Source organism: Humidesulfovibrio mexicanus, from assembly GCF_900188225.1.
Classification (GTDB): Bacteria; Desulfobacterota; Desulfovibrionia; order Desulfovibrionales; family Desulfovibrionaceae; genus Humidesulfovibrio; species Humidesulfovibrio mexicanus.
The window spans coordinates 426,230-441,330 of the sequence record NZ_FZOC01000002.1; the positions used below are offsets into that span (position 1 = coordinate 426,230).

Genomic DNA, 15,101 nt, shown 5'->3' on the forward strand with positions numbered 1-15,101 from the left:
GGAAAAAATGACGCCACACATGCCGAACACGCCGGACGCCCAGAGCTTTTTCGTCGCCACCCTGGGCTGCAAGATCAACCAGTACGAATCCGAGTCCATCAGCGAGGCCTGGCGGGCCAGGGGCATGGTCGAGACAAACGACCCGGCCTGCGCCGGGGTGCTTTTGGTGAATTCCTGTGCCGTCACCGCCCGCGCGGTGAGCGATCTGCGCTCCGCAGTGCGCCGCCTGCGCCAGCAGAGCCCGGCAGCGCGCATCGTCGTCACCGGCTGCGCGGCCCAGGTGCTTGCGGAAGAGCTTGCCGCAATGCCCGAGGTGGACGCCGTGGTGCCGCAGTCGCGCAAGGGCGAGCTGCTGGCCGGACCTTTTGCGCCGTTGCCGGAACCGTCGGCCCTGTCGGCTCCCCCGCGCTTTCCCCCCTTCGAGATCGGCGCGTTCCGCCGCGCGCGGGCCGTGGTCAAGGTGCAGGACGGCTGCTCGCACCACTGCACCTACTGCATTGTGCCGCTTACGCGGGGGGCTTCCGTCAGTCGCGACCCGTCCGCGACCGTGGCCGAGATGCGCACGCTGCTTTCCGCTGGCTATCGCGAACTGGTGGTCTCCGGCGTAAACCTGCGCCAGTACGGGGCCGATCTGCCGGAACCGCACGACTTCTGGGCGCTGCTTGCGCGCATCGAGGCCGAACTTGCGCCCGAGTGGGCTGGCCGCGCACGGTTGCGGTTGAGCTCCATGGAGCCGGGCCAGCTTGATTCCCGTGCCCTGGACGTGCTTGGTACCTCGTGTCTTGTCGCCCCGCATCTGCACATCTCGCTGCAAAGCGGCGACGAGGGCGTGCTCCGGCGCATGGGGCGCGGCCACTACCGCCCCGCCCAGGTGCTGGACTTCCTGCGGCAGTTGGCGACCCATTGGCCCAGGCTGGGACTTGGCGCGGACCTGCTCACCGGGTTCCCCGGCGAAAGCGCGGAGCAGTTTGAGACCACGCTGGCCTTCTGCCGCGAGCTGCCGCTGACCTATGCCCATGTGTTTCCCTTTTCACCCCGGCCGGGAACGGCCGCCGCCCGGCTGCCGGACCCGCTGCCCAAGGCCGAGCGCACGGCGCGAGCCGCCCGGCTGCGCGGCCTGGCCGAGGGCAAGAAACGTAGCTTCTTGAAGGAACTGGCGATGCTGCAGAAGCTTACCGTACTGGTGGAGAACACGCAAAACGGACACGGCGTGTGCGAGTTCTACGCGCCGTGCGCGGTGCAGGGCGGGAATCTGCGCGCAGGCGGGCTTGTGGCCCTGCGGCCGCAAGGAGTGGAGGATGGCCGTGTGGTCGGCCTTGCGGAGGTTGCGCCGTGAGCGTGCTGCGCGAGCCCCGGCCCGGCAAGGCGCTTGTCTCGCTTCTGGCCGAGGCCGCCTGGTGGGACGGAGGCGGCTGGCCGTCCCTGCACGCCGAGCTTGCGGAGCGCTTCGGCCCGGTGGACTACCGTTCCGGCCTCATGCCCTTCGACCACACGGACTATTACGGCGACGAACTGGGGCGTCCGCTGCTGCGGCGGCTTCTGGGCTTTGTCCGGCTTGCGCCGCTGGATGGCCTCAAGGCCATGAAGCTGGCCGCCGTGGCCATGGAGCAGGCCCGCCTGCGCGCTGACGGGACGCGCACGGTGAACGTGGACCCCGGCATCCTGACCTTGGAACGGCTGGTGCTGGCCTCGGGCAAGAATTTTACGCACCGGGTGTACCAGGGCGGCGGGGTCTGGGCCGACCTCACCCTGATTTACAACAAGCGGGAGGGCTGGGTGACCCTGCCTTGGACCTTCCCGGACTACGCCACGGAAGACATGAAACGGCGCTTGACGGCGTTGCGCACTCTGTACAAAACAGCAGTCGAGGCTGGAGAGACCCGGCCCGGCCAAGGAGAATGACCATGCCCATGAGCATGACCGGCTTCGGCCGCGTGGAGACCAACGAAGAGGATTTCAGCCACGTTTGGGAAATCCGCAGCGTAAACAACCGCTTCCTGGATGTGAAGTGGCGTATGCCCTCGGTGCTGCGCGGCCTGGAGCCCCGCTTTGACAAGATATTGCGCAAGAACGCCTCGCGCGGGCGTGTGGACGTGAACCTTTCCGTGGATACCCGCAGCGCCGCGCTTCTGGGCGTGAGCCTGAACGCCGCGCAGGCCGGGGCCATGCTGGATCAGCTGCGCGCGCTGGCCAAGGAACAGGGCGTGGCCTTCGCGCCGGACATGAACCGCCTGCTTTCCGCCCCGCACCTTTGGCGCGACGACGCCGCCGAGCCGGACCCGCGTTTGGCCAAGAGCCTGGAGCTGGGCTTCCAGAAGACGCTGGACGACTGGAACGCCTCGCGCCGCGTGGAGGGCGCGGAGCTTGCCCGCGATCTGTCCGCCCGTTTCGCCCGGCTGCGCGAGCTGGCCGCCGCCGTGACCCTGCGTGTGCCCGTGGTGCTGAAGGACAAGCAGGCCGCCACGGCCGAGCGCCTGAACGCCCTGGTGGCCCAGGCGGGCATGAGCTTCGCCGAGGACCGCCTGGCCCAGGAGGTGGCGGTTCTGGCCGACCGCCTGGACGTTTCCGAGGAGCTGACCCGGCTGGCCGCGCACCTGGACCGCCTGGACGAGGCCGTGGCTGCCAAGGGCGAGGCGGGCAAGCGCCTTGATTTTCTCATCCAGGAGGCCTTCCGCGAGATCAACACCTGCGGCAACAAGGCCCAGGACGTGGAAGTGAGCCGCCTTACCGTGGATTTCAAGGTCGAACTGGAAAAATGTCGCGAACAGGTGCAGAACATCGAGTAGGCATATGGACAGAAGCGAACGCAAGAGCGCGGCGCGCCAGCGGCTGGTGAGCCTGGGCTTCGGCAACTTCGTGGTGGCCGGGCGCATCATCGCCATCGTGGACCCGGCCAGCGCGCCCATGCGCCGCCTGCGCGAGGACGCGCGCCAGGAGGGGCGGCTCATCGACGCCACCCAGGGCCGCAAGACCCGCGCCATCGTGGTCACCGACTCGAACCACGTGATCCTTTCGGCCATCCAGGCCGAGACCATCGGCCAGCGCTTCCTGGCTGAAGAAAGCGCAAGCAAGCGCGAGGAGGAATGATGCGTCCAACCGACGCCCCGCTCGACAACCTGCACGGCGGCCGCAAGGGCCTGTGCCTGGTGCTCTCCGCCCCCTCCGGCGCGGGCAAGAGCACGTTGGTGGCCCGGCTGCGGGCCGAGTTCCCGGCCTTCGCCTACTCCATTTCCTGCACCACGCGCGCTCCGCGCCAAGGCGAAGAGAACGGCGTGCACTACCACTTCCTCTCGCGCGAGACTTTCATTTCCCGGCGCGACGCCGGGTTCTTCGCCGAATGGGCCGAGGTGCACGGCAACTTCTACGGCACGCCCAAGGGACCGGTGGAGGACATGCTCGCCAAGGGGCAGGACGTGCTCTTCGACATCGACGTGCAAGGCGCGCTGCAGCTCAAGCAGGTGTTCACGCAGGCCCTGTACGTGTTCATCCTGCCGCCCTCGCGGGAGGTGTTGGAGCAGCGCCTGCGCGGTCGCGGCACAGAGTCGGAGGAGGTCATCGCCAAGCGTCTGACCAACGCTTTGGGCGAGTTGGAGGCGGCCGGACACTTCGACTACCATGTGGTCAACGATGACCTTGAAGAGGCGGCCGACGAACTGCGGGCCATCTACGTGGCCGGGCGCGCGCGGGCCGTCTGCCGTCCGGGGCTTTTGCCCGGCCTGCTGGCCCAGTGGGGGCGCGGCTGATGCCCAGGCCCGAACTCGTGGTTGCCCTGGACTTTCAGACCGGGGCCGAGGCCCTGGACATGGCCCGCGCCCTTTCGTCCCTGGCGGCACCGGGCCAGCCCGGCCTGTGGATGAAGGTGGGGCTGGAGCTTTTCGTGGCCGAGGGGCCGTCTGTGCTGCGCGAGCTGAAGCGCATGGGCTTCAAGGTCTTTCTCGACCTCAAATTTCTGGACATCCCCAACACCGTGCGCGGAGCCGTGCGTTCGGCCGTCAAGAGCGGGGCGGACATGCTGAACATTCATGCCGCTGGCGGTCTGGACATGGCAGGAATCGCCGCCGCGGCGCGGGACGAGGCCTTTGCCGAACTGGGCGGCGTTGGCGCGAGGCCGCTGCTTCTGGCCGTCACCGTGCTCACCAGTATGCAGGATGTGGACAATCCGATCCTGCGCGGCCGTCCTGCCTCGGAAGTGGCGCTGGAGCTTGCGCGCCAAAGCCGCGAGGCCGGGCTGGACGGGGTGGTGTGCTCCGGCCAGGAGGCCGCGCGCGTCAAGCAAGCCTGCGGGCCGGATTTCGTGTGCCTCACGCCGGGCATCCGCGTGCCAGACCCCGACGACGCGGTGCCGGGCGACGACCAGCGCCGCGTCATGACTCCGGAAGCCGCCGTTGCCGCCGGAGCGGACTTTTTGGTGGTGGGACGGCCCATTACCCGCGCGCCGAGGGACAAGGGCGGGCCAGCGGCCGCCGCGCGCGGCATCCTGGAGCGCATGGCCCGGGCAGCCGCATCGGCCGGGCGCTGACGCCATGCCCTGCAACTGGAAACTGCTTTCCGGCGCGAAGGTGCCGGACACCATCGACGCCATGGCCCAGGACCTGGGCATCACCCGTGTCATCGCCGAGCTGCTGTGGCGGCGCGGGTACGAGTCCGCCCAGGACATGGACCGCTTTCTTTCCCCCGGCCTGCGGCACCTGCCCCAGCCCGCCGCAATCCCCGGCCTTTCGGAATCCGCGGAGGTCCTGGCCCGCGAACTCATGGCCGGCGCGCGCTTCTGCGTCTGGGGCGACTATGACGTGGACGGCATCACCGCCACGGCTCTGGTGAAGGACTTCTTCGCCAAGCGGCTGGGGCCGGAGGTGGCCGCGCAGCAGATCGGCCACTACCTGCCCAACCGCGTGAATGACGGCTACGGTTTGAACCTGGACGGCGTGGAGCGCTTGGCCGGACAAGGCGTGCGCCTGCTGCTCACCGTGGACTGCGGCATAAGCGCCGTGGCCGAGGTGGCCCGCGCGCGCGAGCTGGGCATGACCGTTGTGGTGAGCGACCACCACCTGCCCCCGGACGAACTGCCCAAGGCCCATGGCATTTGCAATCCGCGCCTGTGCGGCGGGGCCTGCGCAGACGCCTGCACCGGCCTGTGCAACCTGGCGGGCGTGGGCGTGGCCTTCATGCTCATGGCCGCCCTGAACCGGCTTTTGCCCGGCCAGCCTGTGGACATGCGCCAGTTCCTGGACTTGGTGGCCCTGGGCACCGTGGCCGACGTGGTGGATTTGACCGGCCCCAACCGCATCCTGGTCAAAAATGGGCTGCTGCTCATCAAGGAGGCCCGGCGGCCCGGCATCGCTTCTCTCAAGGTCTACAGCGGCTACGACAAGCTGGCCGACCTGGGCGCCGGGCAGATCGGCTTCGGCCTCGCCCCGCGCATCAACGCCGCCGGGCGCATGGACGACCCGCAAACCGCCCTCTCCATGCTGCTGGCACCGGACATGGACACGGCCAATCCGCTGGCCTCCAAGCTCGACGGCCTGAACGCCCAGCGCCGCAGCGAGGAGCAGGCCATCCTTGAAGAGGCCCTGGCCCAGGCCGAGGAGCAGAAGGAGCGGCTGGGCCTTGTGCTCGCGGCCGAGCACTGGCACCCCGGCGTCATCGGCATCGTGGCCTCGCGCGTTGTTGAGCGGCATTATAAGCCCGTGCTCATGCTCTGCCGCGAGGACGCGCCCGACGAACCCGGCGGCGGCCACTGGAAGGGCTCCGGCCGCAGTGTGGCCGAATTCGACCTGCACGAAGGCCTCTCCGGCCTGGAACGCCTGTTCCTGGGTTTTGGCGGGCACAGGCAGGCGGCCGGGCTCTCCATGCGCCTTGAAAACCTCGACGCCCTGCGCGAAGGCTTCCACCTGGCCGTGGAAGCCGCCCTCGGTCCCACGCCCCTTAAGCCCTCGCTCAAGCTGGACCGCGAGCTGTCCTTCGGCGATATCTCCTTCACTTTGCTCAAGGAATTGGAGATGTTGCAACCATTCGGCATGGGCAACCCGGAGCCGCTGTTCGTCTCGCCGCCGGTGCTGGTGAAGGACTACCGCGTGTTCGGTAAGGACCACGTGAAGCTCAATCTGGCCGAGCAGGTGGGGGCGGACGCAGGGCGGCCCGGCGCGGTGCTGCCCGCCAAGGCTTGGCGCAAGGCCAATGATCTTCCGCGCGAGGTGCTGGGCAAGCTTATGCGCTTTGCCTTCACCCCGCGCATCGACCGTTTTGACGGCATTCCCAAAATCGAACTGCAAGTAAAGGACTGGGACGAATGATGGACGAACGCATGGGCGTGGGCTCCGCGCAGGAGCATTACGAGGCCATTCTGGATGACGTGTATCCCTGGATGATGGGGCCGTTCGACGTGAAGGCCGAGGAGCAGCAGGCGCTGTTCTCGCGCCTGGGCATTGCGCCCGGCGGCTGTGCGCGCGCGCTGGACCTGGGCTGCGGCCCCGGCTACCAGGCCGTGGCGCTGGCGCGGCTCGGTTTCCACGTCACCGGGTTGGACACCAGCCGCAAGCTGCTGGACGTGATGGCCCGGCAGACCATGGACCTGCACGTGCGCGGCGTGGTGGGCGACATCGCGCACCTGCGCGACCTTGCGCCCGGGCCGTGGTGCCTGGCCGTGTGCATGGGCGACACTCTGACCCATCTGCCAAGCAAGGACGCCGTGCGGCAGTTGCTGCGCGACGTGAAGTCCATGCTGGAGCCCGGCGCGACCGTGGTCATCGGCTGGCGCGACATGAGCGCGCTGCCGCAGGGGCTGGACCGCTTCATCCCTGTGAAGGCCGACCTTGAGCGCGTGGCGCACTGCTTCATCGAGCAGGAAAGCGAGGATGCGTACCTTGCGCACGACATCGTGTACACGCGGGAGGGCGAGGCGTGGCGCTTCGCCAAGGGCTGCTACCGCAAGCTGCGCATCGGCTCGGACTGGCTGGCGGCCGAGCTTGAGGATTGCGGGCTCAACATCCGCCACCGCGAGGTGGAACGCGGCATGACCCGGCTGGTGGCGGGGTAGGGGAGCAAAGGTGCGACACCCTGGTCAGAGGCTTATGTTGGCTCACGCCAAAGGCTCGGACTACCGTGCAGACATTGATGGGCTAAGAGCGCTGGCAGTGCTCCTTGTCATCGGGTTTCATGCATACCCGACGATGGTGCCTGCCGGTTTTGTTGGAGTCGATATTTTTTTTGTGATTTCAGGGTATTTGATATCGTCCAAGATTGCTGAGGAGTTGCAACACGGTTCATTTAGTTTTTTTTCGTTTTACGGAAAACGAATCCGGCGCATTTTTCCGTCTTTGGTCGTGACGCTTGTCTGTGTCGTGATTATAGGTTGGCTGGTGCTTTTGCCTGTCGAGCTCAAGCAACTGGGCAAGCACGCATTGTTCAGCTCATTCTTTTTATCAAACTATGTTTTTTGGTCAGAGTCAGGATATTTCGACACTGGAGCGACAGTTAAGCCGTTGCTGCATCTTTGGTCTCTTGGGATTGAAGAACAGTTTTATCTTCTTTGGCCATTATTTTTGTGGTTTTTTTGGAAGAATAGGGTAAGCTTATTTTTTGCTTCTTTTGTATTGGTTGTATTCTCTCTTGGATACAATCTAATTGCTATTCAGGCTGACAAAGCTACAGTATTTTTTTCACCATTTTCTAGATTTTGGGAGCTTGGTGCAGGAGCTGCGCTCGCGCTCATAAAGAACAAATCCTGCCAAACAAATTCAGGGTTTATTTTTTATTCTTTCGTCCACATATTGCGATCTCGTTTTATAAATTGGGGGCGGTTGTGCTTACCTTGGCTTTCGGTCACTGGCTTGACGCTAATCGGCTATTCACTATTCCTGATTACCCCTCAGTCTGCGTTTCCTGGATGGCTAACTTTGCTGCCTGTGATTGGTACTGTGCTTATTATTGCCGCAGGTCCTACCCCTTTGGTCAATAGAGTAATGCTTTCCAATAAGGTTCTGGTAAGAATTGGGGTATTCAGTTATCCATTGTATCTTATTCACTGGCCTCTGCTTTCTTTTCAACATATAATTAATCACGGAGACCTGACGTCGCAGCAGGCTCTTCTTTTAGTCTCTGTTTCTATCGTCTGCGCGGTTGTGATTTATTATCTTGTCGAATATCCTTTACGATTCAAAATTAATAAAATAAAAAGTACACAATTTCTTATTGCTTCAATGCTGTTTGTTTTTTTTATATCATGTGCTATTTTTTTTAGCAATAAGGAAATGTTTTTTAGCCACGATGCCGTCTTGGCTGAAAAAGTTGCTGAGCAACTTGTCATCGGCAAGATAAAGAAACCAGAAGCCTTTTCTTTCGTTCAAGGCGCTTTCGTATTGCGTTCCGATGGTGATTTTGCAGGAACTGTACTTTTTGTTGGTGATTCCCATGCAACCCACTATTGGCACGCCATGCAAGGGGCACGGGAACGTGTGCGTAATAAGAGTCTTAAACCATATTCTGCGGCCTACATAGATTTGCCGATAGGCGAGCCTGTTCCTGCCAAGTTTCTGGCGGATAAATCAATCCATAGGATCGTGTTTTCATATTTTTGGGCATATAGATATGGGAGCGATAAGGTGGACTATGCTGCCCGGGGGGCGGGCTTGGGGCCAAACAGAAATGTCCCTTTCATGAAACAAATGCCTGCAGATGACATGGCGCAGTTGGACGAAAGGATTCTTTCTGCCGCAAAGTCTGCTCAGCGCAACGGAAAAGAGGTTGTTTTCATCCTTGATAATCCGTTTGGCGTAGAGTTCGATCCATTTACTTTTTTTAAGAGGTCCTGGATGGGGTACAGTCTCAATATCCCGAATCCACTTGCTCGGACTATTGCCATAGAACGGACGGAGCCCATACGTTCAAGGATCATTTCCATCGCGGGCAAGGCTGGGGCAACAATTATCGACCCAATGAAGACGCTATGCAACGGTGTGTTCTGTCCAGTCGTATCAGAGGATGGTGTGCTAATGTATAGGGATTATGATCATATTTCTCCGCGAGCCTCTAGTGAGCATGTGCGCTATTTGGATCCGCTGTTTGAATAAGGTCCACATTTTTGTTCCCCCCCACCAGCTCCGCCGCGTGGTAGCTGCTGCGCACCAGCGGCGCGCAGAACATTTTGGGCACGCCCATTGAGCGGCCGTACTCGGCCAGCGCGTCGAAGTCCTCCGGCGGCATGTAGCGCTGCACGGGCGGGTGCAGGCGCGAGGGCCGCATGTACTGCCCCACCGTTATCATCGTGCAGCCCGCGTCGCGCAGGTCGCGGATGACCGCGCGAAGCTCCTCGTCCGTTTCCCCCAGTCCCACCATCAGCCCGCTCTTGGCCGGTATGCCCCGGCTGTCTTCCCCTTTATAGGCTGCCGTGCGCCGCAGCACGTCCAGGCTCTGCGCATAGTTCGCCTGCGGGCGGACCGACGCATACAGGCGCGGCACGGTCTCCACGTTGTGGTTCAGCACGTCCGGCCGCGCGGCCAGCACGGTCTCCAGCGCCGCCGCGTCGCCCTGGAAGTCCGGGATGAGCACCTCCACGGTGCAGTCGGGCATGCGTCCCTTCACCAGGCGGATGCACAGGGCGAAGTGCTCCGCGCCGCCGTCGGGCAGGTCGTCGCGCGTGACGGAGGTGATGACCACGTGCTTGAGGCCAAGGCGCGCCGCGCCCTCGGCCACGCGCCGGGGCTCGTCCGGATCCGGCGGAAGTTGTCGGCCGGGGCTGATGTTGCAGAAGGCGCAGTTGCGCGTGCACTCGCGGCCAAGCACCAGGAACGTGGCCACGCTGCGCGAGAAGCACTCCCACTTGTTGGGGCAGCGCGCGCTCTGGCACACGGTGTTCAGGTCCAGGTCGCGCAACAGCGCGCCGGTGTTGCCGTAGTCGCGGCTACTGGGCAGCTTCACCCGCAGCCAGGGTGGAATGCGCAAAGCGGGCGCGGAATTCTCTGGCGAGGACATCCTTCACTTCCTTGATTGCAATGGGGGATTCAAGCGGCCGTCCGGCCTCGGCGCTCATGGAGGTGGCCTTTGCCCCGCCGATGCCGCAGAGCGTGATGAGGTCGAAGAGGCTGACATCGTGCCCGACGTTGAGCGCCAGCCCGTGGTAGGTGACGAAGCGCTTGACGCCGATGCCCATGGAGCAGATTTTGCGTGCGCTTGCGTCCGGCCCGGTCCACACGCCGGGGAAGCCTGTGCGTCGGGCGACATCAAGGCCGAAGGCCGCGCAGGTGCGGATAACGGCCTCTTCCATGTCGAAAAAGAACTGCCGGATGCCGCCGGGCCGTTTCTCCACGCGGAAGATGGGGTAGGCCACCAGCTGGCCGGGAAAGTGGCAGGTGATGTTGCCGCCGCGCAGGGTCTGGGCCAGCTCTATGCCCTGGGCGCGCAGATGCGCCTCGCCCACGTGCAGGTTTTCGCCGCCGCCCTGCCGCCCCAGGGTGATGACCTTGGGGTGCTCCAGCAGGTACAGCGTTTCCTCGCCGCCTCCCTGGACCTCGGCCAGGGTGCGCAGTTGCTGGGCCTCGGCCTCGCGGTAGGGGATGAGCCCCAGGTCCACGATGCGCATGGCCTAGGCTTTCCCCTTGCGTTTGCCTGCTGCGCCCTTGGGGCCGGGCTTGCCCGCAGGCTTGCCTGTTGGCTTTGCAGGGCGCTGGCTGGGCAGGCGTTTGGACGGGCGCGGCGCGGGCGTTGCGGCTGCGCCCAGATCCTGGGCCAGTTCGTCGGCCAAGCCTTCGGCCAGCATGGATTCCACGGTAAGCGCCTGGCCCTTTTGCCGGGCAGGGGCCTTGCCTTGGGGCGTTTTGCCGGGCGCTGTCGGGCGGCGTGGGCCGTTTGCGGACCTGGGCGCGGCCTTGGGACCGGCCTTAGCCCCGGCTTTGGGCGTGGGCTTGGGCGATGGTTGGGCTTGGCCCATCGGGCGTTGTCCCGATGGCCGCGGCGACGCATCGCCGCTCATGGGCAACACCAGCGCCCCGCTCTTGGCGTCGGTCGCGGGTTCCTCGGGCCAAGCGGCTTCCAGCAGCGCGCCGGGCTGTGGCACAAGATGTTTCCTGGGCAGGCTCAGCAGGGTGAGGCCGCGCTCGGAGCAGGCATACTGTCCGAAGCGGCGCGGGGCGTCCACGCCCTCGGGCGCGGGCAGCTCGAAAGGCCCGGACACTGCGCGCACAAGGCTTTTTCCCTCTGCCGCGTCGAGCTTTCTGCCCTTGGCCGAGAACTGTAGGAAGGAGAGGCTGACGTTGTCCTTGGGCAGCCGCGCCTCGTCGGAGAGCTTCTTGAGCCAGGCCGGGGCCGCCTCGGCTTCGAAGTTGAAGTGGCACCAGGCCGTGTAGCCGCGCCCGCTCATGGGGCAGGGACCGGTATGCGGGCACGGGGCCAGCGGCTTCAGGCCATGGTGCAGCAATCCGCGCCGAAGCGCGGCGATGAGGTGCGCCGAGGGCCGCACGCCGGGCTCAACCACGCACAGCGCGCCCGTGGGGGTGAGCATGGAGCGCAGGTGCTGGGCAAGCGCATCGGCGTTCTCTGGCAGGTCCTGGTCCTCGCCTCTGTGCAGCACCTCGTTCAACGCGTTGGCCATGATGAGGAGGTCGGCCTTTTCGCGCAGGCGGGCGTCCAGCGGGCCTTTGACCAGGGTGACCTTCCAGGGGGCCAGGCCGCCGTGCCCTTCCGCCAGGCTGGAAAGCGCGTCGAGCCCCAGGCGCATGGGCTTGGGCGCGCGGTCCACGCATACGAAAGTCAGTTGGCGTTTGCGCAGATGCGGGCGGCTCATCCACAGGGCCAGGGGCGCGGTGAGCGGGCCCGTGCCAAGATCGATGACCGTGGCCCCGGCTTCCGGCGCATCGCCGCCGGGATCAAGGGCCAGGCCGTTGAAGAGCACGCCCAGGCGGTAGATGTTCCAGGGCAGGAAATAGCGCATGTAGGCCGAGAGCGCTGCCGGGTCGGAGAGATAGTCGCGACGGAGGTCGCCGCGCTCATCGGTGAGCAGGTGCGACAGGCGCCGGATGTCGCCGGGCAGTTCGCGGCGGTGCTGTTTGCGCATGGGCATGGCCGCGTCCAGGTGCCGGGGCAGGGCGGCCAGCAGGGCGAGGAAGTCGCCGCCGGGACGCGGGAAGAGTTGCTCAGGGAACATGTCGCAGCACCATCCTTTCAACGTACAGGGAGCCGAAGCCGGAGTCCGAGGCCAGATCCAGCGCGCGGCACTTTCCGGGCAGGGCGCGCACCCAGTCCCAGGCCTGGGGGGAGTTGAGCAGCAGCCGCGCCCCGGCGAGCGAGGTGTTGCCCGCGCGCACCAGCCGCCCGGCGAGCGCCTCGGGCAAAAAGCCCAGGGCGGCCAGGTCGCGGGCGTCCACATGCTCGCCCATGGCCCCGGCGAGAAAGACCGCCGTAAGCGCCCCGGCGCGCAGGCCGGACTCCGCCAGCAGGCGCGAGAGCGCCAGATTGAAGGCCGCCTTGACCTTCACCAGCTCTTCCACGTCCGAGGCGGGCAGGCCAAGGCCGCCGCCAAGGTCGAGAACGGTCTCGCCGCCCTGTTCGGATGTGTTCCCGGCGATTTTACGGCCAAGAGGCGTGGCGGGTACCACGAAGCGGCCGGACTCGTCCAGCGCCCCGGCGCGCAGCAGCGCGGCCGCAAGCGACAGGTAGCCCACGCCCGTGATGCCGCCGTCCTCGCCGGGCTGTGGCGGGCGCTCCACGTATTCGGGCCGCAGGCCAGCCGGGGTCAGGGCGAAGGCGCGCACAGCGCCCGGAGCGGCGGTGCGGCCGTGGCGCAGGCCCACGCCTTCCAGGGCCGGGCCCATGGGCACGCTGGCCAGCAGATACTCGTCCGGGGAGAGGGCCAGCACGAACTCGCCATTGGTGCCGAGGTCGGCCAGGAGGAAGGGAAAGCGTGGCGACCCGGACTCCGGGTTCGTCGTTTCCAGGCTCACGGCGGCCAGTCCGGCGCTGATGTCCGCGCCCACGAAGGGCGCGAGCAGGGGCGGGATGCGCGCGGGCGGCAGGTCTGACGCAAGCTCGCGCTCGTCGCCCCCGGTATACTCAAGATGGTAGGGAGCGCGTGAAAGCCCCTCAAGGGGCAGGCCGAGCAGCAGACAGGTCATGGCGCTGTTGCCCGCCACGCACAGCCGCGACACGGGTGCTTTCGCCTTGTGTTCGGCCGCCGCGACGAGCTGGCGCAGACGGTCCAGCACAAGGCCGCGCAGGATGTCCGCTCCGCCGGGCCGCGCCGCGAAGCCCAGGCGTGACATGACCTCGCTGCCCAGGCCCATCTGTGGGTTCAGCTCCTGGCCGGAGGCAATGGCCTCGTGGCCGGAAAGCGCGGTCCAGTGGATGCTGGTGGTGCCCAGGTCCACGGCGAGGGCGGCTGCGTCGCGCGCGTGCGCGGTCCCGGCCGAACCGGACTGCTGGCGCGCCTGGCCGGAGCGTTTTGGCTCTGGAAGCTCGATGTCGCAGGCCTGCGCCGGATGCAGGCAGGAGAGCCGCCAGCCCTGGGCCAGAGCTTCGGCCCCGAGCCTGCGCAGTTCTTCGTCGCGTGGCGGCGGGGCGGACTGGACGAAGCGCACGCGGCACAGGCCGCACTTGCCCAGGCCCGCGCACAGGGGCACCCCATCCCAAAGCCCGGCCAGAAAGATGGCCTGGGCAAGGGTGAGCTGCGGGTCAGGCACACGTTCAAGGACTCTGCCGTCGCTGGTGGCGATGCGGATCATTTGCGGCCTCTGGTGGGAATGCGCGGCAGATGTACGGTAAAGGCCGCCCCCTTGCCCGGCTGGCTGTCCACGCGGATGCGCCCCCCCATGCCGCTGACCAGGTTGTGGCACAGGGAGAGGCCCAGGCCCGTGCCCTGGCCCGGCGGCTTGGTGGTGAAGAAGGGGTTGAATATCTTGTCCATGTTTTCCGGCGCAATGCCTGGCCCGTTGTCCGAAACGCGTATGCGGATCTCGTTCTGGTCGGCCTCGGCCGCCACCTCGATGACGCCGCCGCGATCAACGGCCTGCAGGGCGTTGGTCATGAGGTTCAGCACCACCTGGCGCAACAGCGGCGAGTCCGTGCGCAGCATCGGCAGGTCCTGCTGCATATTGCGCGCGAGCGAGACGTTTTTGTACGCGGCTTCCTTGTCCACCAGCCTGGCCATGTCGTCGATGAGCCGCGCCACATCCACCTCCTGCAAAATGGGCTCGCGCTTGCGCGCGAAGTCCAGCAGCTTGTGGGTGATGTTCTTGCAGCGGTCCACCTGCGCGCGGATCTCCCGCAGCGAGTCCTTGATTTCGGTGAAGTCGGCGGAGCTGTTTTTCTCGACCTCGCCCACCAGGTGCCCGGCCCATTCGGTTTCCTGGGCGATAATGGCGATGGGGTTGTTGATTTCGTGCGCGATGCCCGCCGAGAGTTCGCCCACGGCGGCCAGCTTTTGCGACTGGATGAGTTGGGCGTTGAGGGAGGTTTTGGCCTCTTCGGCCTGGGTAAGGCGCTCCATCAGCGTTCGGGCGTGGATTGCGGCCATGACCAGGGCGGCCATGGCCAAAAGCGCGGCCAGCGGCAGACTTGCGAAGGCCGCCGCAACGACCAGGGCGCCCAGGGCTGGGGGCAGCAGAAAGTGTAGCCAAAGCACCGCGCGGCGCTCCCCGCCCACGCGCGTGCCCGTGGCCCTGGCGAGCAGGGCGCGCACGCCGCCCGGAGGGTTATCCCCTGGCCTGCGCGCTGACATTGAGGGCCTTGCGCTCGGCCGCCCGGCGCACCTTGTCCAGCAGATCGTCGAAATCCGCGGGCTTGAGCACGTAGTCGTACGCGCCAAGGCTCATGCCCTGCATCCCGGCGTCAAGCGAGGCGTGCCCGGTAAGCATGATGACTTCGGTCATGGGGCGCTTGGCGCGTATCTGCCGCAGCACTTCAAGCCCGTCCATGCCGGGCATCCGCACGTCCAGAATCACCACGTCGAAATCCTGCTCGTCAACAAGGCGCAAGGCCTCCGCACCACTCCCGGCCGTGGCCACCGGAATTTTGCGGATGCGGAAGCGTTTTGTCATGGTTTCGACGAAGTCGGCCTCGTCGTCCACAAGCAGGATGTTCATGTCCATTCGCGCTCCTTGAAGCCTTTGCGCAAA

At 65.5% G+C, this 15,101-nt stretch carries 15 protein-coding genes; 9 read left to right on the forward strand and 6 right to left on the reverse strand.

Annotated features, from left to right (window positions below; all coding sequences use genetic code 11):
* Positions 1-7: 7 nt before the first annotated feature.
* Genes CHB73_RS05695 through CHB73_RS05735 form a run of 9 tightly spaced genes read left to right on the forward strand, consistent with a single transcriptional unit; the run spans position 8 to position 9,068 of the window.
* Positions 8-1,336 (forward strand): MiaB/RimO family radical SAM methylthiotransferase, encoded by a 1,329-nt coding sequence (locus CHB73_RS05695; protein WP_235641524.1) that lies wholly within the window; start codon positions 8-10, stop codon positions 1,334-1,336.
* Positions 1,333-1,902: a DUF4416 family protein gene (locus CHB73_RS05700; RefSeq protein WP_089272986.1), complete on the forward strand. Its 570-nt coding sequence runs from the start codon at positions 1,333-1,335 to the stop codon at positions 1,900-1,902. The genes CHB73_RS05695 and CHB73_RS05700 overlap by 4 nt, the downstream gene beginning before the upstream one ends.
* A gap of 2 nt (positions 1,903-1,904) precedes the next feature.
* Positions 1,905-2,786, forward strand: a complete 882-nt coding sequence (locus tag CHB73_RS05705; protein ID WP_089272988.1) for a YicC/YloC family endoribonuclease — start codon at positions 1,905-1,907, stop codon at positions 2,784-2,786.
* Between the two features lie 4 nt (positions 2,787-2,790).
* Positions 2,791-3,087: a DUF370 domain-containing protein gene (locus CHB73_RS05710; protein ID WP_089272991.1), complete on the forward strand. Its 297-nt coding sequence runs from the start codon at positions 2,791-2,793 to the stop codon at positions 3,085-3,087.
* On the forward strand, positions 3,087-3,743 hold the full coding sequence (gmk, locus tag CHB73_RS05715) for a guanylate kinase (RefSeq protein ID WP_089272993.1): 657 nt from the start codon (positions 3,087-3,089) through the stop codon (positions 3,741-3,743). The genes CHB73_RS05710 and gmk overlap by 1 nt, the downstream gene beginning before the upstream one ends.
* Complete coding sequence (pyrF, locus tag CHB73_RS05720) at positions 3,743-4,519, forward strand: orotidine-5'-phosphate decarboxylase (RefSeq protein ID WP_089272995.1); 777 nt, start codon at positions 3,743-3,745, stop codon at positions 4,517-4,519. The genes gmk and pyrF overlap by 1 nt, the downstream gene beginning before the upstream one ends.
* Before the next feature lie 4 nt (positions 4,520-4,523).
* Positions 4,524-6,293 (forward strand): single-stranded-DNA-specific exonuclease RecJ, encoded by a 1,770-nt coding sequence (recJ, locus tag CHB73_RS05725; protein ID WP_089272997.1) that lies wholly within the window; start codon positions 4,524-4,526, stop codon positions 6,291-6,293.
* Positions 6,290-7,036, forward strand: a complete 747-nt coding sequence (locus tag CHB73_RS05730) for a class I SAM-dependent methyltransferase (RefSeq protein WP_089272999.1) — start codon at positions 6,290-6,292, stop codon at positions 7,034-7,036. Before recJ ends, CHB73_RS05730 begins: the two co-directional genes overlap by 4 nt.
* Positions 7,037-7,046: 10 nt before the next feature.
* Positions 7,047-9,068 carry an acyltransferase family protein gene (locus CHB73_RS05735; RefSeq protein WP_143337316.1) on the forward strand — a complete coding sequence of 674 codons (2,022 nt, stop codon included), beginning with the start codon at positions 7,047-7,049 and terminating at the stop codon, positions 9,066-9,068.
* Here the strand turns inward: CHB73_RS05735 and lipA are convergent.
* From lipA to CHB73_RS05765, 6 genes are read right to left on the reverse strand one after another with little or no spacing between them, the layout of a single operon-like run.
* Entirely contained in the window at positions 9,028-9,969 is a 942-nt protein-coding gene (gene lipA / locus CHB73_RS05740) for a lipoyl synthase (RefSeq protein WP_089273003.1), read from the reverse strand. The two genes, CHB73_RS05735 and lipA, sit on opposite strands and share 41 nt — an antisense overlap.
* Positions 9,899-10,576, reverse strand: coding sequence for a lipoyl(octanoyl) transferase LipB (gene lipB / locus CHB73_RS05745; protein WP_089273006.1), 678 nt, complete (start codon positions 10,574-10,576; stop codon positions 9,899-9,901). The genes lipA and lipB overlap by 71 nt, the downstream gene beginning before the upstream one ends.
* A 3-nt stretch (positions 10,577-10,579) precedes the next feature.
* Positions 10,580-12,136 carry a small ribosomal subunit Rsm22 family protein gene (locus tag CHB73_RS05750; protein WP_089273008.1) on the reverse strand — a complete coding sequence of 519 codons (1,557 nt, stop codon included), beginning with the start codon at positions 12,134-12,136 and terminating at the stop codon, positions 10,580-10,582.
* Positions 12,126-13,709, reverse strand: a complete 1,584-nt coding sequence (locus CHB73_RS05755; RefSeq protein WP_089273010.1) for an ASKHA domain-containing protein — start codon at positions 13,707-13,709, stop codon at positions 12,126-12,128. The genes CHB73_RS05750 and CHB73_RS05755 overlap by 11 nt, the downstream gene beginning before the upstream one ends.
* A complete protein-coding gene (locus CHB73_RS05760) occupies positions 13,706-14,704 on the reverse strand; it encodes a sensor histidine kinase (protein WP_089273012.1) in 999 nt (332 codons plus the stop codon). Before CHB73_RS05760 ends, CHB73_RS05755 begins: the two co-directional genes overlap by 4 nt.
* Positions 14,679-15,074, reverse strand: coding sequence for a response regulator (locus CHB73_RS05765; protein WP_089273014.1), 396 nt, complete (start codon positions 15,072-15,074; stop codon positions 14,679-14,681). The genes CHB73_RS05760 and CHB73_RS05765 overlap by 26 nt, the downstream gene beginning before the upstream one ends.
* Between the last annotated feature and the right edge of the window lie 27 nt (positions 15,075-15,101).